The sequence below is a fragment of the Bacillus cereus group sp. MYBK245-2 genome (genome assembly GCF_051916145.1).
Lineage (GTDB): Bacteria > Bacillota > Bacilli > Bacillales > Bacillaceae_G > Bacillus_A > Bacillus_A pacificus.
The window spans coordinates 131320-158230 of sequence record NZ_JBQAGB010000012.1 but is presented as its reverse complement, the minus strand read 5'-3'; the positions used below and the strand labels follow the sequence as shown (position 1 = coordinate 158230).

The following is a 26911-nucleotide window of genomic DNA, read 5'->3' as shown; positions in this document are numbered from 1 at the left end:
TTTTTCCTACTCATCTGAGTTATTAAATTTCGCTAACGCGTAAATACCTTCTTCATCATCTAATTCAAGTTGTAATCTTGCCGCAAATGAATTGACATTATATTCTCTGTCAAGCAATAAGCGTAGTGCTTCGATTAAGTTCGCTTGAATTAAAATTTGCTGGCGACCATTTACCTCTACTTCAGCAGAGAAACCATAGTCATCGTCGTACATGAGTTCAACTAAAACTTCTTCTGGACCAACTTGTCTTTTTTCAGCGATATATACGCAAAGGGCATTGATTAGTTCTTGTTCAGAAATTTTTATCGTTTCCATGCTACTTCATCTTCCTTTTTCTTACGTTGATCTTTGAAGTATTTAAATGCACGAATTGCTAACATTACGATACCAGCCATTACTAACATATTTACCATAAACGCTAATACAGAACCAAGAGCTCCCATATTTGCAAATAAGCTACCCATTAGTAAACCACCAAGACCACCTAGTAATAAACCTTTCATAAAGCTTCCTTTATTACTTTTTGGTGCTGTATTTGTTGCTTTTGTTTTTGAATCTGGAGTCGTTTTTTGAGAATTTACATTTGAGTCTTTTTTGTTTAAATCAACTTTTGACTTTTGACCTGAGCTTGGTGTAAATGACTTTTTACCAGATTTGTAACTCTTCGCTGCTGCGTGATCTACAAACATGAAGCTACTAGCTCCAAAGATAACCATGAATGCTGTCATGACTGCTACAAGTTTTTTCAACATATTATATCCATTCTCCTTTTATATAGATATATGTGAAATCTACCTTTCTAGTAAATTCAGAATGATAGATTTATTTTTAAAAACATTTTAAAGGTTCTTATGAACTTATTATATGAACTTTTGTCGAAATATGCAAGTGTTATTTACTTCCGACAGTTTGATGACAAAGGAAAAATTAAGCAAAACAGAATTGACTTTAAATGAAACAAAACATATTATAGGTTCATAAGAACTTTTTATTATTTATGGAGGTGAAAAGATGGAAACATTTCATCTCACACGAAACGAAATGGCTACCCTTCTTCTATCGTTAAGAGGATGGAATACGAAAAAGCCTCTCGGTATTTTACAAGAAGCTTGGGCAAAGTCACATAAAAAAGATATTGAAAGCGGACAAAGCGTAACTGCTTTTATTACTACCGCACTTTCACCTATTTTTGAAAAACTGATAAAAATTGACGATACAGACGTCGGTTTCTCTTTAAATGAAATAGTCGCGCTTGGCAATCAGATCGAAAACACAAGTTTCTCTGTAACTGCCATGCAAAACTGGGTGAAACGAGATATAAAAGAAATGATTGGCTCTCCTCAAAAAGGAAAAAAATATTCAATTGAACAAGCAGCCTTACTATTCATTGTTGAAGATTTAAAAACAGCACTTGATTTTGAATCCATTCGTAAGCTATTACGCCTTATCGTAAATGACCCAGCCGATCGAAGTGATGACTTAATCAATCCTGTTCATTTATATGGAGCATACTCTTCTCTATTTGAAGAACTCAATCAAGGGAATTGCTTACAATTAAATGCAACAGATACAATCCATACAATTGAAAACATCGTAAAAGAAAGAGCTGATAAAATTGCAAGCAAGTTCGATCAGGTTAATAACGAGCAACGCGAAGCAATCCGTAACGCCATAATTATCGCCACACTTTCTGTACATACCGCTTATGTACAAATGTTAGCGAAACGTTACGTAACAGCAACTTTATTTTTACAGAACTTAGATGTGAAGCCGTAAAAAATAGGAGCAGAAATGCTTCTATTTTTTTATGAGAAATTTTTAATAATCTTTTCATTATCTCTTCATGAAAACGGAACTTACATACTTTATTATAATACTTATAAGAGGCATAAAAGAATTGAAATAGCAATCCCCTATACAAATAAGGTATAATCTACACATAGTGAATCTTTTATGTTATTAAGTATAAGGTTCACCTATTCAAAAATACATAAACTAGAAGGTGCAACAATGGTAAGTAGTTTTATTCATTCAGTATTAACGTTTTTTGAAGGATTAGGTTATTGGGGCATTATGCTTGGACTTATGATTGAGATTATCCCAAGTGAGATTGTCCTTGCTTATGCGGGATACTTAGTATTCAATGGTAGTATCTCATTTTTAGGCGCAATTGTATTTGGTACAATTGGCGGCGTTATTGCTCAAATTTTTATTTATTGGCTTGGACGATACGGTGGACGACCTATATTAGAACGATACGGAAAATATATTTTCATTCATAAAAAACATATAGATGCTGCAGAAGATTGGTTTAATCGTTACGGAACTGGCGTCATTTTTACAGCACGCTTCATTCCAGTAGTGCGTCATGCGATTTCAATTCCTGCTGGTATTACAAAAATGTCATTCCTACGTTTCACTACGTTAACAGCACTTGCAATCATCCCTTGGTCTATCATTTTCATTTATTTAGGTGAAAAACTAGGTGAGAATTGGGAAAATATTAACGATGTTGCTGGACCATATGTGAAATCATTCGCAATTGGTGGCGTCATACTTATTCTTTTATACTTCGTTATAAAAAAATGGACAAAAAAGCGTAAAAATCTTGCGTAAAAATATAAATAAAAACCGCTATACATTTTATTACAAATGTTAGCGGTTTTTATTATAGGCTTGATTATATATTAGAAATTGCTTTATTTCTTCTTTATGCTTTATGTCATGCTGAATGAGTGAGGAAAAATAATGGTTTAGCCTCACTTTTTTAGTACCAAATTGATGGTCATTATAAAAATATTGGGTTGGAATTCGCTCAATTTGATCTACTAATTTTTTACGAGTAACACTAAATTGATCTAATATTTCTTCTTTTGAAATACCAGATCTCGCATATTTTATTGCTCCCTTATTCATTTCCTCAACATCTATTGGAACATTTGGTACAGATTGTCCACTTATAAAGTATGGAATTCTATGCTTTATTAAAAACGTATCCCAAACGATAAAATGTGAAATCACATCTGCAATTCCCCACGAACCATTTTTAAATGATCGAAGCCACATATCATCACTTAATCCCTTCAATGTTTGACACCATTCTATTAAATTTAATTTTTCTTCCAAAATATTCTCTTTCTTCATTATTCAATCCTTTCTCGCACTTATAATTCATTCATATTAATATCTTCTAGAAATTGTATAAAAAGCCTTCATACTTATGTGGATAAGCTACAATTCACTCATTCATTTCGTATATTATTTCAAAAAGGAGTGATTCCCCTATGCATTGGCAACAAAAAATACAATACTTAATCGGACGCCCTATCGGTATTTCCTTCATTAATGGGCAAGGAACCTCTGGTGTATTATGTTCAGCACATGATGGTCAATTGTATGTATATGAATACCTTTATCAAGCGCAGTTCGCAATGAAACATTATGATTTTAGACAAATTCAAGATATACACGCCTTTCCGAATTGCCCCCATCAAAATCATTTATTCTAAAAAAAGGAACAGCTTATAGCCGTTCCTTTTTCTCCACACTTATTTTTCAGTATAAAAGTTTTGCACTGCTTCATCAAAGTAAATCCAGCCTTTCCAACCTAAATGAATTGTATCTTTTAAGAAATACTTATCATATTCATGGCCAGAGAAATCCACTACTGGGTATCCTGCTTTCTCAACTTGTTCCCTAACTTTTTTATAATACACTTCACGGCGCTCTTTAGGGAAACCAGCGTAATCATACCATGGTCCGTTTACAGGTACAGAAATAAAGAGCGGCTTGACATTTTTCTCTTTAAAAATATTTAAAACAATTTGTAAGTCATCATATTCCGGTGATTCTTCATACGATTCATTTGCTCTAAAGTTTTTTAGACCTTTTAACTTTTTCTTCAAATTATGTTTATAGTAATATGGATTTTCAATTCCGAATGTGTTTGTAGTAGATTCCGCTTTCCCTTCTTCTTCCGCATGTTTGCGTGCATCTACCCAAGAAATTGAACGTAGTCCCACATTTGTTTTTTCTTTCATCGGCTCAATCTTAAATATGGAGTTAAATAAATCTCTATGATCTAAAATATTTCGATGCATATAAGCAAGTGGTTTAACTAAGCCCGCTTTTACGTTATGTTTCGTATCATTATATACAATACCTTCTAAGGAATTTTTTAATATATCATCTTCTTGAACAACTTTATAATCTAAAAGTCGTTTCGCAATTTGCTTCTTCATTTCTACATTTATTTTATCATTAAAAATAAAATGATATGCTTGTTGTTTGGAGAAATTGTTCGTAAAATCCCCTTGGGAAACCCCAGTCTTTGTAAACCATTGTGGCGATAAAACAAAGACTACTTTTTTACCTTCTAACTCATCCATAGTAGACGTCATATTTAATATATGAGCTAAACTTTGTGTACCGCCAATTCCGATTAAATATGGCGTAAAACCTGCAGGATTCACTTTAAAGTAATTAGATGGATGATATGCATCCATTCGTAAAAATTCAGATGAACCGTACATCGGTAAATACTGCGAATTCTCTAACATTTTCTGTTGCAAGAATACACTTTGTAATTTTTCTTTTTGTAAAGAAGTTGCCGCATCTTCTACCTTCTTATCACTAATCAGTGATACTAAACTTTTCGATGGGATGAGTATGATAATAAAAAACAGCACACACGCTAAAATTATGGGACCAAAGGCATGCTTCATTTTCATTTTTTGTTCCTCTTCCTATCGCAATTAAATTGTAACCCTTGTCTTTGACACGTCATCATTTCTCTCCTTTTTCTCTATACATGTTCCATTCTATTTATCTATTATATACATGTATGTATTTCTTTTCTTGTTCTATTAAGACCTATATAGCGCAAGAAAATGTTTCCATAGAAACACGTTAATTATACAAGATTCTACCTACATTTCACACTGAAATTTTAGTAATAATTTTATTTTTTAACAATGAAAAAACATATGAAATGTCTAGAATTCTTCGGATGATGTATTGAGTTCAAAATATGATAATAGGCGCCCGCTATGATCAACTTCATGAGTATATATAAACCCTAGATTTCGTAAAAGTTTTTTCGAGTTCTCATTTGCTACTTTTACTCTAGCAATTATTCTTTTTACATTCATCATCTCTTTTGCATATTGAATGGAAGCCTTTGCTGCTTCTGACGCATATCCATTTCCCCAATATTCCGGATCAAGTAAATACATAATTTCTATTTCACCTGTTTCATCTATTTTTCTTAAACCACAATGTCCTAAAAGCTCTCCTGTATTTCTATTAACTAACAACCATACCCCGAAACCATACTGTTCCCAATGTGATATTAGTTGCATAATATAGTCCTTTACTTCTTCCTTTGACATTCCCTTTGATTTAGCAAGCCATTTGCCAACAGCCTCTTCTTTTACTATGCTATAAAATTGATCAACATCTTCTATAATGGGCTTTCTCATGAATAACCTTTTTGTATGCATTACTTTCTTTTCTTCAAACATAAAACTTCATTCCCCTCCAAAATTTTATACAGACTAGTAAATTATACCATGTACTATTTACCCGACTTTAACTAAAAAACAGACTACCACAAACGTGGAGTCTGTTTTCTCATCCTTTATTTTTGTACATCTGCCCACTTTAAACTTGTTGCTGGTCCAAATTGATGTACGTATAAATCTTTCACATATGGCTTTTGTAAGTAAGATAATCCACGCTGGAATACTGGAGCAATTACCGCATCATCCAGCAACATCTTTTCAGCATCTTGCAATGCTTTCCAACGAGTTTTTTCATCATTACCTAATTCTGTTTTAATCTTCTTAATTAACGCATCATATTCTGGATTTGCATATTCAGTATTGTTCACACTGCTTCCAGAAAGGAATACTTCTAAATATGTCATTGGATCTGGATAATCTGGCAGCCAACGTGATAATGACATTTCATATTCTTTCTTCTTCTCTAGCGCTAGCTTTTGCGTATGTGGTTGTAATTTTACATTTACCTTTAAGCCTGGTAAGTTTTTCTCTAGCTGTTCTTTAATGTATTCTCCTACTTTCTTAAAGTTTTCTAAATCATAGTTTAATAACTCAAGCGTTACTTCATTTATACCAGTCTCTTGCTTCGCCTTTTCCCAATATTCTTTCGCCTGTTTTACATCCGTTTTATTAAACTCACCTGCTGTACTTCTAAAATCTTTGTTATCTGGACCTTTTAAAAATCCTTTTGGCACGTAATAGTTTGCAGCAACCGAACCATCATTTAAAAACGAAGTCGCAAGTCCTTTCTTATCAAACACTGTACTTAGTGCAAGACGTGCATTTTTATTTTTAAGAATCGGCACATTTTCATTAAATCGGAAGAAGTACATAACTGGATCTGTATATTGTTTTAGCTCTTTATTATTTTTATATTTATCTACGAATTCTGTAGAAATGACAGCTCTATCAACTTTATCTGTTTCATATAAATTTACCGCAGTTGAAATTTCTTTAACAATTTGATAGTTTACTTCATCTAACTTCACTTCTTTTTTATCCCAATACTTATCGTTTTTCTTCATTGTAAAGCTCGCTTCATGCTTCCAATCAGATAGTGTAAAAGGCCCATTATATACCGTTTTATTTGCTTCTAATCCGTATTTATCACCTTGTTCTTTCGCATATTTTTCGTTAATCGGATAGAATGATGGTAAAATAAGTAATTTCGTAAAATACGGTACAGGATGTTCCAACTCTACAACGAACGTTTTATCATCCTTCGCTTTTACTCCTAATTCCTCTAACCCTAGTTGTTTCTTATTTATTTTCTCCGCATTTTTCACATCGTACGCAATGTATGCATATTGAGAAGCAGTATCCGGATTAATAAGCTGCTTCCAAGCATATACGTAATCTTGCGCTGTTACTGGATCTCCGTTAGACCATTTCGCATCACGTAAGTGGAATGTATATGTTTTTCCATCTTTGCTCACTTCATATTTTTGTGCGCCAGCTTCAATCACTTCATCATTTTTCGATAAGCGGAATAATCCTTCCATTACGTTATTTAAAACGTTAAATGATACTGCATCTGTTACTTTCCCTGAGTGTAATGACGGAATTTCACCCGTTTCTAGTAACTGTAATACTTTCTTCTCATCTTTCGGCTTTATCGTTGTTTTTTCTTTTGCGCAGCCAACTAAAATTGAAGAAACTAACAGAGTACTAACTAATGAGTAACGAACAACTTTTTTCATTTGAAAACCTCCCTCTATTTTTTAAGGTAAGTAACGACGCGCACCAGCGTATTCTTCTATATATCCTGGTGTATTTAGTGATATAATCTCTACCGATCTTTCAGCTCTTGGTGAGTGAATCATATTTCCGTCACCAATATACATAGCAACGTGATGAACACTACCTTTCCCTTGATCATGTGCGAAGAAAATTAAATCTCCTTTTTGTAAATGTTCTTTATCCACTGCAACTCCATTTCTCGATTGCGGTCCAGAATCTCGCGGAATGGTAATACCGTGCGATTTATAAATTGTATGTGTAAATCCAGAACAATCAAATCCGAAGCCACTTGTACCAGCCCAAATGTACGGTAATCCTAAAAACATTTTCCCTGTGTTTATTAAATCATCGGCCGCCGGGGTTGGAATATCATTTTGAGAACGGTAAACCGTTCCATCATTTTTTCGTAGCCAAGCTTTCTGTCCATTTGGTAACAACACGCGATATGAAATTGTATCTTCACTTAGTAGCGGCAGTCGCGTATTATAGCTCACTTCAAGCGATTTATGTTTTTCAGAAGGATTTATATATAAAATTGCTGTCGGTTTCGTTACTAATACGAAAGGTTCATTTGTTTTATCTGCAAATTCTTGATTATAAGTTAACTGTTTTTCAGGCATCCACCCTGGGTAGCCTTCTTCATTTCGTGGTGTTGGTTGACCATGGACTAACACTTTCACCCAGTCCCCTTTTTTATCAACAACCGTTACTTCTTGACCTAATAGCGCTTGCGTTTCTAATTTATTTGCGTTTGTTAACCAAAGTTTTTCATCAAGTGTCATCGATTTCGTCCACTTCCACAAATCAACTGGATTTGTAGCGCTTGGTACATCAATTAGCCGTAATGAATCAGGTGCAGTCCAAAGTGTTGCGGCAGACACATCGATAAACGCCTTACTATCTTTCTTCTCTTCAGCATGTGCTGATGTAAACGATGAAAATATAAATAAAGTTGTTAAAAATGCAGTTCCTACTTTTTTCATACATATCCCCCTTAAAAGATAGTTTACTAGTCTCTTCTCCTAAGATTTACTATTCACTGTCGATTGAAGGTTTACCTTTGAGCCAGAATAAGTCATTCCTTCTGGTTCTTCCATTAACCAAAGCGGTGCATCAAGATCGAAGTAATGAATATTAGGATGGGCAGCTGCTAAATGGGCTACAGCACTAACAGAAAGTGAGGATTCCATCATACTTCCGACCATACATTTTACACCAGCTGTTTCTGCGATATCAGCAATACGCCAAGCTTCACGTATACCACCGCATTTCATTAATTTAATATTGAGCAAGTCTGCATATCCTCCTTGAACGATTTTCAATGCATCACCCGCTGAAAATATGCTTTCATCTGCCATAATAGGCGTTTTTACATGATCTTTGACGTACTTTAAACCATCCAAATCTTTCGCATGAACAGGTTGTTCAATAAATTCAATATTTAAATGACGATTTTCCATCTCTTTAATGATAGAAACTGCCTCTTTTGGATTCCAACCTTGATTTGCATCTAATCGTAACGTCGTATTTTTTGGTACGCTATTTCGAATCGCTTCAATACGTTCTAAATCTAAAGGGGCAGATTTCCCCACTTTAATTTTCAAAGTTTGAAATCCTTTTTCTACATGTTGCTTTGCCTCTTTCGCCATAATGAACGGTTCATCTACACTTACAGTAATATCTGTGTGAATTTCTTTTTTTCCACCTAATAATGCGTAAAGTGGAACGTTATGATATTGACAATACACATCATATAAAGCGATATCTACCGCCGCTTTTGCACTTGGATTTCCAATACAACTCATTTGAATGTGCTGTAGTAACTGCTGAAACTGAGTAATATCTTGACCAATTAAACTTGAACGCATCGGCCCTAAAATTGCTTCTTCAATCCCACTAGCGAAATCCCCCGTAATAACTGGTGTTGCAGCTGCAGCACCCTTGCCAACAATTCCTTCATCTGTATGAATATATACGTCTATACTTTCTATTTCGGTTACAGTACGAAGCGCCGTTTTAAACGGTGTATGCAGATTTACACGTCTACGATTTACTTTTACATCAGTAATTTTCATTTTGTTCATCCTTTCGTTTTCTTACAAAATAGAACCTTAATCCTCAATGATTTTGGAGCAATACATCTCCTCTTTTGCCTACTTTTCATGTAGAAGGTTAGTGGGAAATAAAAAAATCCAGCCATAAGAAGATTCTTACGGCTGGATTTTGTCTAGGAATGTGTAGACAAAGCAGCGATTTGATTATATTTTTTCTGTGCATCTTTTAATGCTACAAGTAGTGCTTTTTGACACGAACCGAAATAACGATCTTTTATTTCCATTATTAATTCTGGGTCATTAATATTTTTATGTAGAAATAAATATTTAACGAATTGAGATGTTAATGCAATTGTCGCTGAGCAATCTGCATCTACAATTTCCCCAGTCTCCTTAACAAGTACAAACGCTACAAAATAGCTTTTAAACTTTTCGGTAATGGGATTATTTTGAGGTGCTTTCGCATCCCCTACGACATAAATTGTATTTGAAGCGTACACAGCTCTCTTCCTTTCTAATACGGGATAACGGTTTTCTTAATAGTCGTATGAGTGATAAACTCAACATGGATTAAAAAATGTATCCGCTTACCTTGTATTATAATACAATTGACAGAATTTTAACAACATTTATTTTCGTATATATTCCATAAGTACAAAAACAGCTCGAGCTCTTCATTTTTACAATATGTAATTGTTTCTTGTACCATGACATTCATACATGAAAAAACAGCTAGCTATTGCTAACTGTTCTATTACACTACTTCGGCAACACAAATATAGTTTCATTTGATTTAGAAAATTGATATTCTTTTCTCGCAAACTTTAAAATTTCTTCTTCATCGTCTGTTAAATTTTCTATGTTAGTCTTTAAAGAAGCCTTATCTTTCTTTAAAGAAAGCAATTGTTTTTTTTGGTTCGTTATTGTATCTTTTTTTTCTACAATTATTTCTTGTTGTTTCGTTAAAATAAATTGAACGTACAAAGTAGCCGCCGCAATAAATATAAACATGAATATAAATCGCCTTAGTTTTTTCTTATTAATTGCTCGATTCTCATTAGACTGTGATAGTTGTTCTTGTATATTAGGAACATTTATTCGCTTGAGTTTCCTCATTATGAAATCCCCCTAACACATATATTTTCACTACCATCGGCATGATTTCTTATTAACTTTAATTCTATTCTTATAAAATAAGCTCCTTCACAAAAATATCTCACTAATTAACCAATTAAAGATAGCATTCGACGACATTTCCATATTTATATTGCACTTTTTTATGTATACTGGCATAAAATAGTAGTTTCTGTTATTCTTTTTCTACTATTGTAGAAGAGTTTTTTTACATACAAATTTCTCCTTGTTTTAACATGATTACAAGGAGAAAAGAAATGCATTGTCGTACATTTGATAAAACCAGAATGACTATTTAAGAGCTTAAGTTTAGAGCATAGATCATACCTATATACACTTAAAATAAGAAAAAAGCCCAATTTGGGCTTTTTTAATTTTGTAAATCAATATCATATTCCATACTTTTTGCCGTATCCTCAGCAACCTCCACACCTAACAAATTTTTCACAATATGAAATGACATGTTAATACCAGCTGAAATACCTGCCGATGTAATGATGTGCCCTTCATCTACAAATTTCACATTCTCCATTACTTCTACATTCGGAAAATCTTTTTTGAACGTTTGAATACTAGCCCAGTGCGTTGTGGCTTTTAAGCCATCCAGTAAACCGGCTTTCGCAAGTAATAACGCTCCAGTACAAACTGAAGTCATTAGTTTTACTTCTTTCATTTGCTGACGAACCCAATTGATTATAATATCATTTTTCACTTCCTTTTCCCGAACACCTTTACCACCTGGAATAAGTAAAATATCAACTGGTGGTAAATCTTCAATACTATAATCCGGCTGTACCTTTAATCCGTTTCTTGCTGTAATCATTTCTCCATTTTGACTAACTGTATAAACAGTAAATGGTTTTTCTTCATCCGCTTCGGTTACAGAAAAAACTTCAAATGGCCCTGCAAAGTCTAACACTTCTACATCATCAAATAAAAATACACCTATACTCCATTTATTCATCATATGTTCACTTCCTGATGCAAATAATGTAAAAGGTGCTCATGTCCTTTTTCTAATGCAATATCATAGGCTGTTTTTCCATCATTTTTCTCAATCATCTTATTAGCTCCATTTTTAAGAAGCAATACGATAATTTCTTCATTCCCTAATAATGCTGCTTCGTGGAGACCCGTCCAACCACCACTTTGTATAACATTTACATCTGATCCTTTTTCAATTAAGAAAGCAACAAGTTCAATTTGCTTATTCGCTATTGCCGCTTGTAAAGGTGTATTTTCGTTTTCGTTCTTTGCTCTAATATGTATATCTGCACCACTTTCTAAAAGAAAACTCGCTAGCTTTTTTTGTCCAAAATAAGCCGCTAAATGAAGTAGCGTCCACCCATCTTCACTAAATTCATTAACTGCACTTGGATTCGTCTTTATAAACTCCACCACTTTTTCCTTATTACCACTTATAACAGCTTGTGCTATTGATTGTAAAATCTCCATAATAATCTCCCATCATTCAAAATATTTAATTACACTCTTCTATATGTTCTATTGATTATTATATTTTCCTCTTAAAATAACAGTTTACATAACAATATTATCTATCGTATTTCTATCTTTTGTTTTAAATATTAAAATATCCCGTTAAAATATCAATAATCATGTTTTATAAGGAGGAGAAATTATGTTACAAGTAATGCCTTTAAATAGTGAAGACTATAATTTAATTACAGCTGCTGAAAAAGTAATCGAAAAAAACTATAAATATGGTCGTCATCATATCGGTTCAGCTGTACGAACTAAAACGGGTAATATTTATGCAGCAGTGCATGTTGAAGCAAATGTTGGAAGAATAACAGTATGTGGTGAAGCCATGGCAATAGGAAAATCTATTTCCGAAGGTGATTATGAATTTGATACCATTGTAGCAGTTGCACACCCACACCCTCATGAAGATATAGAAAAATGTTGGGTTGTTGCTCCATGTGGGATGTGTCGAGAATTAATAAGTGATTACGGAAAAAATACGAATGTTATACTCTCTTATAATGGTGAACTTGTAAAATGTAACGTAATGGAATTATTACCTGAAAAGTATACAAGTGAAGTAGAATAATCATTCCTGTTTTCCATTCATTAAATAATATTATTCCAATAAAAAACAATCCATTTTAAAAACGGATTGTTTTTTTATTTCTGTTTTTTGCAGTTTATTTTATTTTTCTATTTTCAATACTGATAGAATTACATTAATAAAAATGAAATTCAAATATACAAGCGAGCCTTGCCCTGTATTTTTCATTTGAAAACCAAAATAGAATTTACCCTTACATTCAAAAACATTAATATAAGATCTCTAAAATGAGGAATCTTATCATACCAACCTATAACAATTCTGTCTTCTTCCCTTGCCTGTTTCCTTTAGTACATATGATTTTAAAACTAGTGCTGTTAATGAATCCGTTAATGTTTTATATGATAAATTAGATAATGCTAATAGATCGTTCGTATATAACATTCTATGCTTCTCTAATAATAATAGTACTAATCGTTCAGACGGTTTTAATGCCTCATCACTTTCTAGTATAAAGTCGATATTTTTCATTTTTCTAATTATTACTCCTTATATAAAAAAATACTTACACAACTAATTTAATATAAAAATAATACACAACAAAATCTGAAATATATTAAAATAACATTGTTTTGAAACACTATTATACTATAACATAGAAAAAGCATTTCCCGAAATAGGAAATGCTTTTTCTATGTTACTTATAGGTTTCTTCTCAATTAACTCCTTAAATATTTCTTGCGATATGTGGCTTACTGTAATGACTTGTTCCACCGCCACCTACTACTACTTTACCGCCTTTTTCAAAAATTAATAATTTACTTGAACCATCTGCAAGAAGTACTGTTACTTCAGCATTGTTACTTGTTGCTACATAAATTACATAACCACTTTTTGATATACACGTTTCCCAATTCGCATCAAATTCTGATCTTACTACACGATTTGAATACACTTGATTCTCAATTCTATCTTGTTCTACGTTTTCCAAATTTATCCCCCCACTTCTCCAAAATAACATTTATAGAAAAATAACAGTTCTATTTAAAATAGTGACTGTCTCTAATATAAATAGCATATGTAGTTAATAGAAAGATGCTTGGACGATGAAAACGAAATAGCATGTAAATAATATACAAATAAAACAAGGCAATCGATATTATGTCGATCGCCTTGTTTTCTTAGGTAGTTCTTCATTTTTCTTTTCGTACGGCTTCAAAAGTAAACATTTGATTAGCATTTGACGGTTCATTTTCATAAACATAATCAGCAGAACAAGTAATGTTAGAGAAACCTATACTTTCTAACAGAAGTTTAAACTCTTCTATTCCATACCAGCGTACCGCAAAGCGTTGTAGTTCTGTTTGTACTAACTGTCCTTTACTCCATTTTTCATATTTTAAATATGATAGAGTAACTTGGTTCAGCCAATCTATTTCAATTGATTTATTTTCTAATGTAATTCCATCTCCGCTCGGCAAAGAAAAAGTCGATGTATGAATTTCCCCAGTCTTCCAGTCATGGGGAAGCATAATATCTACGATTAATCGCCCGCCTGGATTAAGATGTTCATAAAAACATTTCAATGCGTTTATAGAATCCACACGATTTTCAATTAAACAAAAAGATCCAGTAGGAATGATAATTGCCTCGTATTTATGTGGCAGTGAAAATTGTTGTAAGCTTCCTTCATATAAATTAGGATGTAAGTTTCTCTCTTTACATCGCACGCGGCACGATTCTAGCATTTCAGGTGAATAATCTATCCCATCTACTTTAAATCCAGCCTCTAGAAGTGGGATGATGACACGCCCTGATCCTACCGCTGCTTCGAGAATTCTTCCGGTGCAATTTTTTAAACGTTCTTCGTAATACTCAATATCACCATTTAAAGAATAACCGACAGGCTTTGTGAAATCGTAAAGTTCCGTGCAAAGTGTACTATAAAAACTAAACATTTATTTTCTCCTCCGTTTTTTACGTACGGAAGATTTTCATTCAATTAATCTTCCTGTACCTTTACTTTTAATGAAAATTCGAAAGAGCTGACTGTCATAATATATCACTCGCTTTCCATACAATATAATCATATTATATAACATACCCTTGTGAATGAAAATTCAGAATTTTACCAAGAGGAGCCTATGATGAATTCATTCATTATATTTCTTTTACTTCTTATTGCTTTTAATGCTGTAATTTTCTTTATTGCAAAGAAGTATAGACGAATATGGAAAATTACAAGTGGCATTTTCATTCTTTCTTCCCCCATCGTTTTCTTTGCCACTTTGCATGTAATTGGTGAAAAAGTAGGAGATGGATTCGCTGGAGGTTTTGCTGGGCTTACATTTAGTGGCCTATTGATCATAAATGCAATTTTTTTATTTATTGTAAGCCTTTTTGTATCTACCAATAAACATTCACATTAAACTCCCCCTTTCAAAATGTAAAGAGCTTACTTTGTAGTAAGCCCTTTATCCATAACTATTTATTTCACAATTGGCAATGTCACTTCACTTAATTTCACTGTAAGCTTCGTGCCCGCTTTTGGTCTAATTGTATAATCATAATCACTTGCAATTAAAACAACTCCAATTTGATGCCCAGCTTTAAAGACATAATCATCTGGCTGCATGTCCCATGTAAATGTATAATCTTTGCCCGGTTGAATCGCTGTTGAAGTTTCTATACTCTTTAAGTTTTGTGGATCCATCCAGCCTCGTGTTACGATTTCCGGCTTCGTTCCTCCATAGTCAACAAGTAATGCTGTTAAATTTGATACAGATCGATCAATATTTCCTGTAATTGAAATCTTTGGCGTACCACTTATACGCGTATCTTTTGGCAGTACAGGCATTGTATACACTAATCGATTGGCTACTTCTAATTCTGGGTTTGCTACTAATTCGTTTGATTTCATTTTTGCATCATCTACGAATGAAAACACCTTATTAACAGTCCCCATGCTCAATGGTAAATTAACTGCTTTGTTACTTAAATACATACGAATTTTTGACGGTACAGCTGCTGGATCTGGCCAGTTTTTTAATTTTTCCCATGTTTTATTTTCACGTTGTACATCAACCATTGGTTCATTCATAATGCCATTTTCAATTCCATATAGCCAGTAATCAAACCATTTATTTTGTGTTTTTTGCCAGTCATTCGTTGATGTCCCACCGTGTCCACCTTGATGTAACCACATTTTACGAGGGACACCATTCTCTCCAAGCGCTTCCCACCACTGCGCAAACTGCTTCGTCTTTACATTCCAATCATTTAAACCATGAACAACAAATACACTCGCTTTTACGTTTTTAGCATCTTTTACATAATTACGTTTGTCCCAAAAATCATTATAATTACCAGTTTTTCGGTCCTGTCCTGCTGTTAACTCTTTTATTACTTGTCCACAAACTTCAGGATTTTCTCTTGTTAGTACTGCTTCTGCCATATTATCTGTATCTTCTCCTTGGTATCCACCTGGCGCAATGACTGCACCGTTTGCACGATAATAATCATACCAACTACTAATCGCTGCAATTGGTATAATTGTTTTTAACCCTTCAACGCCTGTCGTTGCAACAGCATTCGGTAACGTACCATTATAAGAGACTCCTGTCATACCTACATTTCCCGTTGACCAATCGGCTTTAACTTCCTCACCATTTTCTTTATATGCTTTCGCACGTCCATTTACCCAATCAATTACAGATTTCGTCCCTAATATTTCTTGCTCATCCCCAGTCGTCGGACACCCATCTGATTTCCCAGTTCCAATACTTTCACCTAAAATGACTGCATAGCCTCTTGGTACATAATAATTTCCGTATGAACCAAGATTAACAGCTCCATACGGTTTGCCTTCATACGCATACAATTCTTCATCTATATTATATACAGGAACGTCTTTTAAACCCGCTCGATATGGACTCATTTCATATATAACAGGAACTTTCACATTTGGATCAGTTTTTGGACGCATAACTTTTACTGATACTCGATCTTTTTTTCCATCTCGATCACTATCTACTTCCGTTTCTACAAATAAATTTTCAACAATCGCTTCATCAAGCGAGTAAATCGGTTTTGTCATCCCATTCTCTAATTCAATCTTCGTGTTTGAACGTAACGCTTCTGAGATTTTTCCATTTAATTTAACGTCATTCTTATTTATGTAGTTTGTGTCTTTATTGTCCGCATACGCAGTCATACTAGAAACACCTGATGCAATTGATAAAGATAATATTGCTGATAGTGTAGCTATTTTCTTTTTCCCCATACTCTTTCCTCCCCATATATTTCTCCTTTTACTATACAACAAAATTACTGAAAATTCAGTTAACACTTCATGCAACCACTTGAGAAATTTGCAGAACACTCTTCCAACGATTTTTCGAAGTTATTTATTCTCGTTTACTACTCACATATAATCGATTAGAAGCATCGCCTATTAATAGACGATGCTTCTAATCGTATTAAATTATTCATTCTTCATAGTTATATAAAACCGTATTTCTCCCTCTATAGTAGATACACCATAGTCAAAACCATGCCTTTCTAAAATACTTTTCACGATTGCTAAACCTAGTCCTGTACCTGAATGGTCTTTACTACGAGAAGATTCTAAGACGTAAAAAGGCTCCCAAATTTTATCGATATCTTTCATTTGTTCACCATTCATACCATTTTGAATTTGAAAATATACACTTTCATTTCGATCTTCTAAAGTAATTTTTATATTTTGATTTGTTGTATATTTTATCGCATTGGAAATTAAATTTTGTAATACCATACTCATTTTATTTACATCTGCATAAATAATTGCATCGCCAACATTATAATTCACATGCAAATCAATTTCTTTTGAATCCAGTTCAATCTTATGCTTATCTATAATACTTTGGAGTAGTGATTTAATAGAGAATTCTTCTTTTTGCAAAACATCTCTTTCCAATTTAGAAAATCGTAATAATTCTTCAATTAAATTTGATATTTGATCTGTTTGTTTAATGATTGTATCTATGTACGTACCATCATCTAGACCATCTTTTATTCCCATAGAATATGCTTTTACTAGTGCTATTGGTGTTTTTAATTCATGCGTCACATCACCCATAAATCGTTTTAAATGTTCATTTCGATCTGTTAAATCTTCATGGGCTTCATGTAGTTTTTCACTCATGATATTAATACTAGTGGCTAAGTCTCCTATTTCATCATTCGTTTTCACTTTTGTCTTTTTAAACTTTAAACGTGAAATATCTTCTGCGACATCACTTAATTCTTTCAGTGGTGTCGTAATTGCTTTTGACAATATCCATACAAGTACAATAATAAGTAAAATCGTCATACCTAAAATGAATAAATACAATGCGTTTAACGTTTTTATTATTTCATTCGAATGTGCGATAGAAACCCCTACTAAAATCAACATATCGTTTTTCGCAATATATTTCACAAAAAAACTAGATTTGGTTTTCTCTTGATCATATATTTTATTCAATTGTCCGAAGTTCTTTACTTTTATTATTTCACCTTTTGTAATCCAAAGTTTATTAAGGGCAACTCTTTTCCTTGTAAGTTGCAAGCGTAACTCATCATTAATATGATCTTCCGAATTGTTAATTGATGTATACGCAATCGTGACAGTTCCTTTATTTTCAATGCTAGAAATTGCTTCATCTATTTGTTCGCTCGGTATGGACTGTATTTGTGCTGTAATACCTTTTAAACTTTCTCGTGTTTTGTAAATATTATATTTCGGTAAAAGATAGTTAATTAATAATAAAGAAATCGTAAAAATAAGAATAACAGTTAAAGAAATGCTGAGAAATAGTTTTTTTCCAAGTTTATTCACTCTGTTCCTCCAAACTATATCCTAGCCCACGATGCGTCTTTATAATATTTTCTCCAACTTTTTTTCTTAATCTCCTTACATGTGTATCAACAGTTCGCTCTTCTCCAAAGTAGTCAAATCCCCATACGATATCTAACAATTTTTTACGAGTTAAAATCATGCCTTTATGATTTAAAAAACACTTTATTAATTCTAGCTCTGTTTTTGTAATATCTAACTCTTTGTCATTTTTATAAACTTTATTTTTCGTAAAATCAATTTTCAAATCTTGAACTTGAATGACATCATCATGCTGTATTAGCTTTTTCGCTCGCGTAATGAGTACGCCTGGATGAAATGGTTTTTTTACGTATTCATCTGCCCCACTTTGAAGCGCTGCTAATTCATCTTCACTTTCACTTTTTGCCGTAAGCATTAATACCTTTACGCTTGAATTCTTTTTTATTTCTTGACAGACAGTAATACCACTATGTTTCGGCATCATCCAATCTAAAATAGCTAAATCAATTTTCTCATCATAAAATATTTGAAGTGCTTCCTCTCCATCTTTCGCTAATAACACTTCGAAGCCTTCTTTTTCAAAATAAGCTTTTAAAATCCTTAACATATCTTGTTCATCATCTGCAATTAATACTTTCATGAATGATCCTCCATTACTTTTAAACAAAAACCAACTGTATTATACAACTTCTTTGTTACATAAATGTGACAGAAAAATATTTGAACTTTTTAAGGGTATAGTAAAGACGAGGTGTTGTATTATGATTAAAAAAATTGGGGTCATTACTCTTCTTTGTTTCTTATTATCGACAAACGTGTTCGCAAATAGTAATCAACAAATTGAAGTATTTGATTGCAAAAAAGAAATGGTCGTTCAAAAACAATCTTTAGATTCAGCTATTCAAAAAGAAGCTGTTCAATATGCTAAATCCATTACTGGCCCGTTCAAAAACTTAAATGTCGTTCCAAAAGATGGTCACATGATAAAAATCCCTCTATCTAAACCAGTTTCGATTACAAATCAATGGCTACAAACTACAATTGATGAAGTACTTATTCTTCTACCACTTAACGAAAAACCTTATATTATGCTTTACGACGATGAAAATAATCCACATTTCTATTATGTAAAAGGTGATCCGAAGGGATTATTGAAAGAAATGAACGTTGAACATAATTGACTAGAAAAAAGAGACTTCATAAGCTTATGGTTTCGAAGCTGAGGTCTCTTTTTTACTCATATAATACTTTATAATGACTAGATCCTTTAAATAATTCCCCTTTCACAAATCCATTTGCAGTATAAAATGCATCGCCTTGCTTTGTATCTGTATGTAAAACAACTACTTTAAAATTCTTTTCCGCATAAGATAATAGTTGGTTTAATAACAACTTCCCTAGCCCTATACGACGATAATTCTTTAAAATATAAAATCTCCTTAATCGGCCAATCTTATTATTTTCTGTATAAGGATCCTCATTCAACCCTCCTATTCCAATTAACTTTTCCCCTTGAAAAATACCATATAAACATTCACCAGTTTTATTAAATGTGTTTATTTTATTTTCATATTCACTTATTAGTTTTATTAGGAAATTAAATCCTTCTTCTTTGCTTTCTTGAACAAGGTAATTGTGTTCGTATAACATTAAATCTTCAATTTGTTGAATATGTATATCTTTCAAATAAATTCCCCCTTAATATGAAATAAAATGCTCAAGAACTATTTATTCTGAGCATTTTTATGGTTGTTACTTCATTCAATTTGTGTCATGCGTATTTTGCACTTCAGATGTAAATCGATAATATAATTGTTTAATTGCTATACGTTTAAAACTATTTGTACTCAAATATGATGAAATATTATATTAGTTTATTCTCAAACAGACCCAAGATAAATTATACTTCGTTAATTGATATGTTTGTGTAACCACTGTTGAAATATCTTTAACTGTTCTGCAGTATGAAAGTAATGTTCACCCGTCTCCATGACTTCTAATTCACAACGATGTTTTTTTGTAAAATCATTAATAATTTTAAATTCGCACAGTTCATCCTTGGCCCCGTACATAATATATGTATCTGTATCCCATGTATTAATAGGATGTTCTTTTACATAACATAAATAATCCCAATATAACTTTTGACCAATCGGTGTCTCTATAGTCATTTCTTTTTGCAAAAGTTCTGGTGTTACATTAAACCATTTCATCATATTTTCGATAATTCGTTCCATATTAACTACTGGTGATAAAAATAATGCCTTTTCTATCGCATCATTTTGATAGGCTAAAAGGCTAAAATAAGCTCCGATACTACATGCAAACACGCTTACTTCTTTCCATTGTTCTTTTGCGTAATTCATAATTATAGATAATTCACTAGCACAAACCTGTACTTTGCAAGGGGTATTATCATTTGTTCTTTCTCCATGCTCAGGTAAATCAAAGCTTAATACTTGATAACCTTTTTGATTAGCTTCTTCGGCAAGTATTTGAATAACTGCATCTTCCTTATTTGACATATTTCCATGTACTGCAATAAAAATCTTCTCACTCTTATCTCCCCATAAAACTACAGGAATGTTACTAATTTTAAAATTATTTTTAAGCATATTCCCTCCATAGAATGAGACATATAGGACTTGGTAAAAAACGCACACACTTTATAATCCAATTCAAACTATTACTAATTTATCACAAATGAATTATACTATCTCTCTACCTCTTTATTGCAGAGTCTACTTTGTATTTAACATTCAAAAGCCACAAGTATTTTTTGGGGTTCCCTATTGAGCTAATCTATTCCGTTAGTAGAAAGAGGATTATTAAATAACTTTATTATCTCTGTACAGCAGGTAATATCCCCTTCAACTCCATTAAATCATCTATTACTATATCTGCCTGAACAAGTTCATCTTCTTGTGCAAAATCAAAATTACATCCAATCGCAATCAAGCCATTATCTTTAGCTGCGTTTATATCAGATAATCGGTCCCCAACTATAGCTGCTTCTTTTATATCATATTTGTTCAAAATACTTTTTACTAAGTCGCTTTTATTAAGCGAGTTTATTTGTTCAATACTAAATGTTTCAGTAACCCATTGGTCTAAAGCATAATAAGATACGATTGCTCGTAAGTATTCAGTTAAACCATTACTTGCAATATAAATTGAACAATTATTTTCTTTTATATATGTAAAAATCTCTTTTACATTCGGATATAAAGCACCTTTTCCACTCTTAATGTTTTCAATTAATCTTTCTAAAAAATATGCATCAGTTTGTTCTCTTACTTCAATAGAATGATTCGGTAATAAAGTTTCCCAAACTTTCGGTAAAGGCACACCCATAATTTCACGGTATTTTTCAATAGGTGTTACCGTATCCCATAATTGAAGGGATCTTAAGTGATCAAATGTATCATCTAACGATAATTCTAAAATTTTATCTGTTTGAAATAACGTTCCGTCCATATCAAAAATGAATGCTTGTAACATTTCATTCCCTCCTTTTGAACTATACGTTTTACTCGATATATTTTTCAACATCTCAACGATAATTTCTGAACAATAGTTTGCGGCCGTTTTCGCGAAGTCATCATAAGAAATTTGTGCTTCATCGTCTGCACTGTCAGAAATACATCGTATTACGAGAAACGGTACTTCATTTATGTAGGCAACATGTCCAATTGCTGCACCTTCCATTTCTGTACAATGCGGTGCATATTCATCTATTAATTTCGCTTTTAGTTTTGAATCTTCAACAAAACATTCACCGCTTACGATTCTTCCTTCATGAATTTCCATATGTAAAGAACTACTATTACATGCTTTACGCGCTAGCTCTACTAATTCCTTACTTGCGATAAATTCTTCTTGAAACGGAAATAAGTTTTTCATTTGAGTCTTACTTACATCATGATGGGTAACATTCGTTGAAATAACAATATCACCAACTTTTACATCTAGGTGTAATCTACCAGCAACACCTGTATTGATGATAGCATCTACATCAAATTTATGAATTAATGTTTGCGTACATGCGGCTGCATTTACTTTCCCTACACCACATCTTGTAACAATTACTTCAGTTCCCATGAATTCTCCAACGTAAAAAGGCATTCCCGCAATTATTTGTTCTTCTTGTATAACTAATTTTTCTAAAAGTAAGTCTATTTCAATTTGCATTGCTCCGATAATTCCGATTCTGTTCATGAATGTACTCTCCTTTATTAATTACTCCCTTTAATTCTTTCAGACATAACCGACAATAAAAATTTCGGAAGTACGATTTGTCTCTTTAATCTTTTCGGCTGTGAGAGTAATCTATATAACCATTCAGTTCCTGTATCCCTCATAATTTTCGGTGCTCTTTTTACAGTACCAGATAATATATCGATCATACCTCCAATACCAATAGATAGTGGAACGTTTAATGTTTGTATGTTTTCATAGATGAATTCTTCTTGTTTCGGTGAACCTAGTCCTACTAGCAATAAGTGCGGCTTGAATTGCTTTATTTTCATTTTTACTTCTTCTATTTCCTCACCATTTACAAATCCATGCTGTCCTTTAAACTGTGCGCCTGGGAACTGCTCATTTAATTTTACTAATGCCTTTTTATTACTTTCTGGTGCAGCTCCAAAAAGAAAGACACGGTATCGATTATCGTTACAATATTTTATTAAATCGTGAGTGATATCTGCCCCAGTGACGCGTTCTTTCAGCGTTCCTTTTAATATTTTCGAGCCAATTATGACACCAATTCCATCCGCTGTTATTAAATCCGCAGATAGTAACATCTTTTTAAACTGTTTAGATTTAGCCGTACTTTCCTTTGCAGACATAACAATTTCAGGATTTGCAGTTACTACAAATCTTGGTTTCTCTTGTTTTTCATGTAGCCAACTTTTTAATAAACTTATAGCTTTTGTATATTCTAAAGTTGAAAAAGGTATTCCCTTTATAAGTTGGTAATCCACTATACTCGCCCCTTATATAAGCCTCAAATATTCATCAATATCTATAGAAATTTGTCTAAAAGCCTTACCCCAAAATTCATAGCTCGTTATATTTATTTCAAAATATTTTTTCATCAGTTCTTCCACTGGAGCTTTTCCTGTTTCTCGTAAAAACTCTTTATATTTCAAGTGAAAAATACTTTTCCTTTCTTTAGCTATTTCTAATAAACTAAAACTAGCTAAATACCCAAATGTGTATGGATAATTATAAAAAGGAACATCTGCTAAATAAAACTGAACATATTTCATCCAAACAAACGGCTGATATTCTGATAATGAATTTCCATATGCTTTTTCTTGCGCTACTATAGATAATTTTTCGATTTCATCAGCACTTAAAGGACTTTCTTTACATTTCTCGTAAAAGTTCTTCTCAAATTCGTACGATGCTCGAATTGCCATTACATAATTAAAACAGTTTCTTATTTTCCAGCTAAGCAATGACTTTTTCATATCTATACTATCTGTTGTTTGAATTAGATAATTTATAAGCACCGTTTCAAAGAAAATAGATGCTGATTCAGCTGTACTCATTGGCAAATAATCATCTAAAAAAGAAGAGGATTGTTCAAAACTCATATTATAAAAATGCCAAGCATGTCCTAGTTCGTGGGCAAGTACTCTTACACTATCGATACTTCCGTCGTAACGCATTGAGATTCGAGATTCTTTCTCACTGAAAAAAGGAGCACAAAATCCACCTGGTGGTTTATTCTCTCTCAGCTCTGCATCTACCCAACCACTTTCTATCGCATGACGTGCAAATTCTGCTAATTCTTCATCTATATTTTTTAATGCATCGTATATGTTTTGTACTGCTACCGAAAAAGGAATAATTACCTCATTATTTTCCTTTACTGTCATAAGTTCATGCCATGTAATCGAAGCTCTACCTTTCTTATACACATTTAAAACACTTACTAATTTATCAAGATTTTCTTCAGTCGCATTCCATATTTGTAATAATACAGTTTCTGAAATGCCATTTGCATGAAAAGATTGAGTTAAAATATCTATGTCTTCTAATTCATTACTCTTTGTATTACGCAATCTTCCTATTTGATTTAATACAGTAGCAAAAATTTCTTTCTCCTTATGTAAAGCACATGTTAATGACTCGAATACTTCTAGCCTTTCCTTTTCATTATCACTATTCATTGCAACATGATTTGCTTGTCCAAATGATAATTGCTTATTATTGTGCTCTATTTCTATCCTATTCCTTAATTGTATGTACATATTTTCCCACGCACTTAGTTCATCTTTTATTAGCCTAGTACTATCGGTAATTTCCACCTCACTTTGCTGTATGACTTGCTGCACTTCACTTTTTAATTCCTTTACTTTCACAGTCAATCTAGTATTATCCGATGTAACACTTTCTTCAGCCGATCGACAGTACAAATAGTATTCTGCTTTTTCAATAGCTTGAATAAGTTTTGAAAGAATCACTATATCTTTTGTTACAAAAAATTGTTCTTTCAGCTTCAATATTGGAGATAGGATATCTTCATTCGAATACAATGAATCTAAATCCCACTTAGCAATTTCATGCATTTTATAGCCGCCTCCCTTTTTTACAAATAGTTACAAATATTCCCCCTTCACAATTATATATGAAACGAAAAAAATTTAATATCTTTAAATATTTAGATTTCTATAATCTCATTCTTATTTATCTTCTGTTACGAAACCGCAAATAGCATAAACATATGAATGATACTACCAATGGAATAAGTATTACTCCCCCAATAAAAGGATAAACCACTATGCAACATGTAAAAGCTACTACAGAAAAAACTTTTCCTAACTTGTTTTTTATTAATTTCATTCCAGCCGCAGCACCGACTATATATGTAATAATTCCTAATGAGTTTGGTATTAATACGATGTTCTCTATACTAATTTGAAAAACGAAACTTATTAGTAAACCAATTATTGCAATACAACCTACCACTTTTACTGCATTTGTTGGGTTTTCTCTTTTTTCATTAATATGTGCTAAATAACGAGGTGCAATTTCTTCTTTCCCTAGTGAATAACCTAAGCGCCCCATACTTGCAATAAATGCATTTGTCGTCCCTAAACAAATGATAAAAGCTAAAAATCCAATTACCCATGCAAATTGTTCACCTAAAGTTTGCTTGATTACAAGCACAAGAGCTGTAGTATTATCAGCATTGATATAATAAGATTTCGTTCCAATTACTGATAATGCAATACCTATATATAAAACTCCAATAATAACAATCGCAAATCCCGTAGATAAAATAATATTTCTTTTTCTAGGTGTTTTAAATTCTGGAGCTAAACTTGCAATAGCTTCCCAGCCGAAAAAAGACCAAAAAATTAATAATGATGCCTCTAAAATTGGATTTATTTCTTGCATAGAAATATGTACATTTATATTCTTCATTTCAATATAAGATAGCGAACTAATAATAGTTACGATTAAAATAAAGAAAGTTAATACACCAATACATACTTGAAACCACCCACTCATTTTTAACCCATATAAATTGAAAACAATTGAAGTACTTAAAATAATAAGCGCTATAACGTAAGAAAAATATGATGATAAATCAAACACTCTCACTATATACATTCCACCAGTCATTGAGACTACGATTTGCCCAACACTACCTGCAATAAAAAAACACCATCCTATAATAGCACCTATCTTTTTACCGAAAGCTTTTTCTGCAAAAGTAGCTATTCCACCAGCACTTGGATGCTCTATCGATAAAAATGCGAATGTGAATGCAAGTGGAATACTAAGTAATATCATAACAAGCCAAGAAACAATTGCATTCCCCTCTGCTACACTCGCTGTCATACCAGGTAATATAAGAATTCCTGATCCTAGAACCGCTCCGACGTATAAGGCTGTTCCCTTTTTAATAGAAATTGTTTCACCAAAATGATTAGACATTACATGCACCTCCATTTATATTTTAATTATAGAAAGTTATCATTCTATTCAATATACAAAAGTGCATGTAATTTAACATTAGATTTTATATTATGTATTTATTTCGGAAATTTAATTTCAATTTTGCAAAGGAGCATAATTCATGGATGAAATTGACAAGAAAATTACGTTATTACTACAAGAAGATGCGAGAATGACGATTACAGAAATGACTGAGCACTTACACCTCAGCCGTCCTAGTGTTACCGAAAGGCTAAAGAGATTACAAGATACTGGAATAATCGAGAAATATACTGCACGGATATCATTAGATGCAGTAGGAAAATCAATTCAAGCATTTTTAAGAATTGAAAATCTAAAGATTCCTTGCAAAAAATTTGAGGAGAAAATCTACGAAGAATATAGAATACTCGAATGTCATCGAGTAACAGGTGAAAGTAGCTATTATTTAAAGGTAGCGGTTCACTCTATGAAAGAATTAGAGGAATTAATTGATATCGTTATACCATTTGGAACAGTCAAAACTTCGATGATTTTATCTTCACCGATACCATATCGACCGATTATTACAGATTAA

The 26911-nt window shown here is 32.6% G+C and carries 31 protein-coding genes; 7 read left to right on the top strand and 24 right to left on the bottom strand.

The annotated features are described in order from the left end of the window. Positions 1-6 precede the first annotated feature (6 nt). Entirely contained in the window at positions 7-315 is a 309-nt protein-coding gene (locus ACTFRN_RS19915; protein WP_000447759.1) for a YxcD family protein, read from the bottom strand. Next, complete coding sequence (locus ACTFRN_RS19910) at positions 303-752, bottom strand: hypothetical protein (RefSeq protein WP_000914477.1); 450 nt, start codon at positions 750-752, stop codon at positions 303-305. The genes ACTFRN_RS19915 and ACTFRN_RS19910 overlap by 13 nt, the downstream gene beginning before the upstream one ends. A 259-nt stretch (positions 753-1011) precedes the next feature. Between ACTFRN_RS19910 and ACTFRN_RS19905 the strand changes: the two genes are divergently transcribed. After that, a complete protein-coding gene (locus ACTFRN_RS19905; RefSeq protein WP_000447224.1) occupies positions 1012-1776 on the top strand; it encodes a DUF1836 domain-containing protein in 765 nt (254 codons plus the stop codon). Positions 1777-2010: 234 nt separating this feature from the next. Then, complete coding sequence (locus ACTFRN_RS19900; protein WP_000254808.1) at positions 2011-2616, top strand: DedA family protein; 606 nt, start codon at positions 2011-2013, stop codon at positions 2614-2616. Between the two features lie 39 nt (positions 2617-2655). Here ACTFRN_RS19900 and ACTFRN_RS19895 read toward each other — a convergent pair whose 3' ends face one another. After that, positions 2656-3144, bottom strand: a complete 489-nt coding sequence (locus ACTFRN_RS19895) for a DinB family protein (RefSeq protein WP_074568091.1) — start codon at positions 3142-3144, stop codon at positions 2656-2658. Positions 3145-3284: 140 nt separating this feature from the next. Here ACTFRN_RS19895 and ACTFRN_RS19890 point away from each other — a divergent pair, with 140 nt between their 5' ends. After that, positions 3285-3509, top strand: a complete 225-nt coding sequence (locus ACTFRN_RS19890) for a hypothetical protein (protein WP_000558702.1) — start codon at positions 3285-3287, stop codon at positions 3507-3509. A gap of 39 nt (positions 3510-3548) precedes the next feature. Here ACTFRN_RS19890 and dltD read toward each other — a convergent pair whose 3' ends face one another. From dltD to ACTFRN_RS19845, 9 genes are all read right to left on the bottom strand, one after another. Continuing rightward, positions 3549-4730, bottom strand: coding sequence for a D-alanyl-lipoteichoic acid biosynthesis protein DltD (gene dltD, locus ACTFRN_RS19885; RefSeq protein ID WP_000782324.1), 1182 nt, complete (start codon positions 4728-4730; stop codon positions 3549-3551). 264 nt (positions 4731-4994) lie between these two features. Then, a complete protein-coding gene (locus ACTFRN_RS19880; protein WP_000461351.1) occupies positions 4995-5522 on the bottom strand; it encodes a GNAT family N-acetyltransferase in 528 nt (175 codons plus the stop codon). A gap of 116 nt (positions 5523-5638) precedes the next feature. Continuing rightward, on the bottom strand, positions 5639-7261 hold the full coding sequence (locus ACTFRN_RS19875) for a peptide ABC transporter substrate-binding protein (protein ID WP_088106722.1): 1623 nt from the start codon (positions 7259-7261) through the stop codon (positions 5639-5641). 21 nt (positions 7262-7282) lie between these two features. Further along, on the bottom strand, positions 7283-8284 hold the full coding sequence (locus ACTFRN_RS19870) for a C40 family peptidase (protein WP_088106723.1): 1002 nt from the start codon (positions 8282-8284) through the stop codon (positions 7283-7285). Positions 8285-8323: 39 nt separating this feature from the next. Further along, on the bottom strand, positions 8324-9385 hold the full coding sequence (locus tag ACTFRN_RS19865; protein WP_041184519.1) for a dipeptide epimerase: 1062 nt from the start codon (positions 9383-9385) through the stop codon (positions 8324-8326). Between the two features lie 143 nt (positions 9386-9528). Continuing rightward, positions 9529-9855, bottom strand: a complete 327-nt coding sequence (locus tag ACTFRN_RS19860; protein WP_088106724.1) for a DUF3870 domain-containing protein — start codon at positions 9853-9855, stop codon at positions 9529-9531. A gap of 259 nt (positions 9856-10114) precedes the next feature. Then, positions 10115-10471: an FtsB family cell division protein gene (locus tag ACTFRN_RS19855; RefSeq protein ID WP_001228718.1), complete on the bottom strand. Its 357-nt coding sequence runs from the start codon at positions 10469-10471 to the stop codon at positions 10115-10117. 388 nt (positions 10472-10859) lie between these two features. Continuing rightward, positions 10860-11456 carry a DJ-1/PfpI family protein gene (locus ACTFRN_RS19850; RefSeq protein ID WP_000981413.1) on the bottom strand — a complete coding sequence of 199 codons (597 nt, stop codon included), beginning with the start codon at positions 11454-11456 and terminating at the stop codon, positions 10860-10862. Next, complete coding sequence (locus ACTFRN_RS19845; protein WP_000404572.1) at positions 11453-11944, bottom strand: ankyrin repeat domain-containing protein; 492 nt, start codon at positions 11942-11944, stop codon at positions 11453-11455. Before ACTFRN_RS19845 ends, ACTFRN_RS19850 begins: the two co-directional genes overlap by 4 nt. Before the next feature lie 184 nt (positions 11945-12128). On the opposite strand from ACTFRN_RS19845, the gene ACTFRN_RS19840 reads away from it, so the two are divergent. Continuing rightward, positions 12129-12560 carry a cytidine deaminase gene (locus tag ACTFRN_RS19840; RefSeq protein ID WP_014893644.1) on the top strand — a complete coding sequence of 144 codons (432 nt, stop codon included), beginning with the start codon at positions 12129-12131 and terminating at the stop codon, positions 12558-12560. Between the two features lie 258 nt (positions 12561-12818). On the opposite strand, the gene ACTFRN_RS19835 is transcribed toward ACTFRN_RS19840, so the two are convergent. The 3 genes from ACTFRN_RS19835 to ACTFRN_RS19825 form a co-directional block, all read right to left on the bottom strand. Further along, the gene (locus ACTFRN_RS19835; protein ID WP_000789031.1) at positions 12819-13049 is read right to left on the bottom strand and encodes a hypothetical protein; all 231 of its coding nucleotides are present in this window, start codon (positions 13047-13049) and stop codon (positions 12819-12821) included. Positions 13050-13245: 196 nt separating this feature from the next. Further along, complete coding sequence (locus tag ACTFRN_RS19830; RefSeq protein ID WP_000432426.1) at positions 13246-13509, bottom strand: hypothetical protein; 264 nt, start codon at positions 13507-13509, stop codon at positions 13246-13248. 202 nt (positions 13510-13711) lie between these two features. Beyond that, on the bottom strand, positions 13712-14476 hold the full coding sequence (locus ACTFRN_RS19825; RefSeq protein WP_049112168.1) for a class I SAM-dependent methyltransferase: 765 nt from the start codon (positions 14474-14476) through the stop codon (positions 13712-13714). A 189-nt stretch (positions 14477-14665) separates the two neighbouring features. Between ACTFRN_RS19825 and ACTFRN_RS19820 the strand changes: the two genes are divergently transcribed. Continuing rightward, complete coding sequence (locus tag ACTFRN_RS19820; protein ID WP_011040419.1) at positions 14666-14947, top strand: hypothetical protein; 282 nt, start codon at positions 14666-14668, stop codon at positions 14945-14947. A 59-nt stretch (positions 14948-15006) separates the two neighbouring features. Here the strand turns inward: ACTFRN_RS19820 and ACTFRN_RS19815 are convergent, their stop codons facing one another. The 3 genes from ACTFRN_RS19815 to ACTFRN_RS19805 all read right to left on the bottom strand — a co-directional run bounded on the left by ACTFRN_RS19815 (position 15007) and on the right by ACTFRN_RS19805 (position 19018). After that, positions 15007-16800, bottom strand: a complete 1794-nt coding sequence (locus ACTFRN_RS19815) for a Xaa-Pro dipeptidyl-peptidase (RefSeq protein ID WP_088106725.1) — start codon at positions 16798-16800, stop codon at positions 15007-15009. A gap of 201 nt (positions 16801-17001) precedes the next feature. Further along, a complete protein-coding gene (locus tag ACTFRN_RS19810; RefSeq protein WP_001037285.1) occupies positions 17002-18378 on the bottom strand; it encodes a sensor histidine kinase in 1377 nt (458 codons plus the stop codon). Further along, complete coding sequence (locus ACTFRN_RS19805; protein ID WP_000865980.1) at positions 18371-19018, bottom strand: response regulator transcription factor; 648 nt, start codon at positions 19016-19018, stop codon at positions 18371-18373. Before ACTFRN_RS19805 ends, ACTFRN_RS19810 begins: the two co-directional genes overlap by 8 nt. Positions 19019-19139: 121 nt before the next feature. Between ACTFRN_RS19805 and ACTFRN_RS19800 the strand changes: the two genes are divergently transcribed. Then, positions 19140-19559 (top strand): hypothetical protein, encoded by a 420-nt coding sequence (locus ACTFRN_RS19800; RefSeq protein WP_000591782.1) that lies wholly within the window; start codon positions 19140-19142, stop codon positions 19557-19559. A gap of 52 nt (positions 19560-19611) precedes the next feature. On the opposite strand, the gene ACTFRN_RS19795 is transcribed toward ACTFRN_RS19800, so the two are convergent. The 6 genes from ACTFRN_RS19795 to ACTFRN_RS19770 form a co-directional block, all read right to left on the bottom strand. After that, positions 19612-20064 (bottom strand): GNAT family N-acetyltransferase, encoded by a 453-nt coding sequence (locus ACTFRN_RS19795; protein ID WP_000651674.1) that lies wholly within the window; start codon positions 20062-20064, stop codon positions 19612-19614. 224 nt (positions 20065-20288) lie between these two features. Further along, positions 20289-20993: an alpha/beta hydrolase gene (locus tag ACTFRN_RS19790; protein WP_000916872.1), complete on the bottom strand. Its 705-nt coding sequence runs from the start codon at positions 20991-20993 to the stop codon at positions 20289-20291. 226 nt (positions 20994-21219) lie between these two features. Beyond that, positions 21220-22596, bottom strand: coding sequence for a 5'-methylthioadenosine/adenosylhomocysteine nucleosidase (locus ACTFRN_RS19785; protein WP_088106726.1), 1377 nt, complete (start codon positions 22594-22596; stop codon positions 21220-21222). Between the two features lie 17 nt (positions 22597-22613). Continuing rightward, positions 22614-23363 (bottom strand): WecB/TagA/CpsF family glycosyltransferase, encoded by a 750-nt coding sequence (locus tag ACTFRN_RS19780; RefSeq protein ID WP_088106727.1) that lies wholly within the window; start codon positions 23361-23363, stop codon positions 22614-22616. 12 nt (positions 23364-23375) lie between these two features. Continuing rightward, positions 23376-24959: a M3 family metallopeptidase gene (locus ACTFRN_RS19775; RefSeq protein ID WP_000544308.1), complete on the bottom strand. Its 1584-nt coding sequence runs from the start codon at positions 24957-24959 to the stop codon at positions 23376-23378. 118 nt (positions 24960-25077) lie between these two features. Next, a complete protein-coding gene (locus ACTFRN_RS19770) occupies positions 25078-26334 on the bottom strand; it encodes an APC family permease (RefSeq protein ID WP_074568084.1) in 1257 nt (418 codons plus the stop codon). 142 nt (positions 26335-26476) lie between these two features. Between ACTFRN_RS19770 and ACTFRN_RS19765 the strand changes: the two genes are divergently transcribed. Then, the gene (locus ACTFRN_RS19765; protein WP_000343327.1) at positions 26477-26911 is read left to right on the top strand and encodes an Lrp/AsnC family transcriptional regulator; all 435 of its coding nucleotides are present in this window, start codon (positions 26477-26479) and stop codon (positions 26909-26911) included.

Excerpts from the sequence above, each read along its gene's own strand:
- ACTFRN_RS19815 (WP_088106725.1), bottom strand. The coding sequence starts at position 16,800 with ATGGGGAAAAAGAAAATAGCTACACTATCAGCAATATTATCTTTATCA.
- ACTFRN_RS19775 (WP_000544308.1), bottom strand. The coding sequence starts at position 24,959 with ATGCATGAAATTGCTAAGTGGGATTTAGATTCATTGTATTCGAATGAA.
- ACTFRN_RS19820 (WP_011040419.1), top strand. The coding sequence starts at position 14,666 with ATGAATTCATTCATTATATTTCTTTTACTTCTTATTGCTTTTAATGCT.
- ACTFRN_RS19850 (WP_000981413.1), bottom strand. The coding sequence starts at position 11,456 with ATGATGAATAAATGGAGTATAGGTGTATTTTTATTTGATGATGTAGAA.
- ACTFRN_RS19845 (WP_000404572.1), bottom strand. The coding sequence starts at position 11,944 with ATGGAGATTTTACAATCAATAGCACAAGCTGTTATAAGTGGTAATAAG.
- ACTFRN_RS19765 (WP_000343327.1), top strand. The coding sequence starts at position 26,477 with ATGGATGAAATTGACAAGAAAATTACGTTATTACTACAAGAAGATGCG.
- ACTFRN_RS19900 (WP_000254808.1), top strand. The coding sequence starts at position 2,011 with ATGGTAAGTAGTTTTATTCATTCAGTATTAACGTTTTTTGAAGGATTA.
- ACTFRN_RS19910 (WP_000914477.1), bottom strand. The coding sequence starts at position 752 with ATGTTGAAAAAACTTGTAGCAGTCATGACAGCATTCATGGTTATCTTT.
- ACTFRN_RS19895 (WP_074568091.1), bottom strand. The coding sequence starts at position 3,144 with ATGAAGAAAGAGAATATTTTGGAAGAAAAATTAAATTTAATAGAATGG.
- ACTFRN_RS19800 (WP_000591782.1), top strand. The coding sequence starts at position 19,140 with ATGATTAAAAAAATTGGGGTCATTACTCTTCTTTGTTTCTTATTATCG.
- ACTFRN_RS19835 (WP_000789031.1), bottom strand. The coding sequence starts at position 13,049 with ATGAAAAATATCGACTTTATACTAGAAAGTGATGAGGCATTAAAACCG.
- ACTFRN_RS19840 (WP_014893644.1), top strand. The coding sequence starts at position 12,129 with ATGTTACAAGTAATGCCTTTAAATAGTGAAGACTATAATTTAATTACA.
- ACTFRN_RS19890 (WP_000558702.1), top strand. The coding sequence starts at position 3,285 with ATGCATTGGCAACAAAAAATACAATACTTAATCGGACGCCCTATCGGT.
- ACTFRN_RS19825 (WP_049112168.1), bottom strand. The coding sequence starts at position 14,476 with ATGTTTAGTTTTTATAGTACACTTTGCACGGAACTTTACGATTTCACA.
- ACTFRN_RS19915 (WP_000447759.1), bottom strand. The coding sequence starts at position 315 with ATGGAAACGATAAAAATTTCTGAACAAGAACTAATCAATGCCCTTTGC.
- ACTFRN_RS19905 (WP_000447224.1), top strand. The coding sequence starts at position 1,012 with ATGGAAACATTTCATCTCACACGAAACGAAATGGCTACCCTTCTTCTA.
- ACTFRN_RS19870 (WP_088106723.1), bottom strand. The coding sequence starts at position 8,284 with ATGAAAAAAGTAGGAACTGCATTTTTAACAACTTTATTTATATTTTCA.
- ACTFRN_RS19790 (WP_000916872.1), bottom strand. The coding sequence starts at position 20,993 with ATGCTTAAAAATAATTTTAAAATTAGTAACATTCCTGTAGTTTTATGG.
- ACTFRN_RS19880 (WP_000461351.1), bottom strand. The coding sequence starts at position 5,522 with ATGTTTGAAGAAAAGAAAGTAATGCATACAAAAAGGTTATTCATGAGA.
- ACTFRN_RS19805 (WP_000865980.1), bottom strand. The coding sequence starts at position 19,018 with ATGAAAGTATTAATTGCAGATGATGAACAAGATATGTTAAGGATTTTA.
- ACTFRN_RS19865 (WP_041184519.1), bottom strand. The coding sequence starts at position 9,385 with ATGAACAAAATGAAAATTACTGATGTAAAAGTAAATCGTAGACGTGTA.
- ACTFRN_RS19770 (WP_074568084.1), bottom strand. The coding sequence starts at position 26,334 with ATGTCTAATCATTTTGGTGAAACAATTTCTATTAAAAAGGGAACAGCC.
- dltD (WP_000782324.1), bottom strand. The coding sequence starts at position 4,730 with ATGAAAATGAAGCATGCCTTTGGTCCCATAATTTTAGCGTGTGTGCTG.
- ACTFRN_RS19875 (WP_088106722.1), bottom strand. The coding sequence starts at position 7,261 with ATGAAAAAAGTTGTTCGTTACTCATTAGTTAGTACTCTGTTAGTTTCT.
- ACTFRN_RS19855 (WP_001228718.1), bottom strand. The coding sequence starts at position 10,471 with ATGAGGAAACTCAAGCGAATAAATGTTCCTAATATACAAGAACAACTA.
- ACTFRN_RS19785 (WP_088106726.1), bottom strand. The coding sequence starts at position 22,596 with ATGAACAGAATCGGAATTATCGGAGCAATGCAAATTGAAATAGACTTA.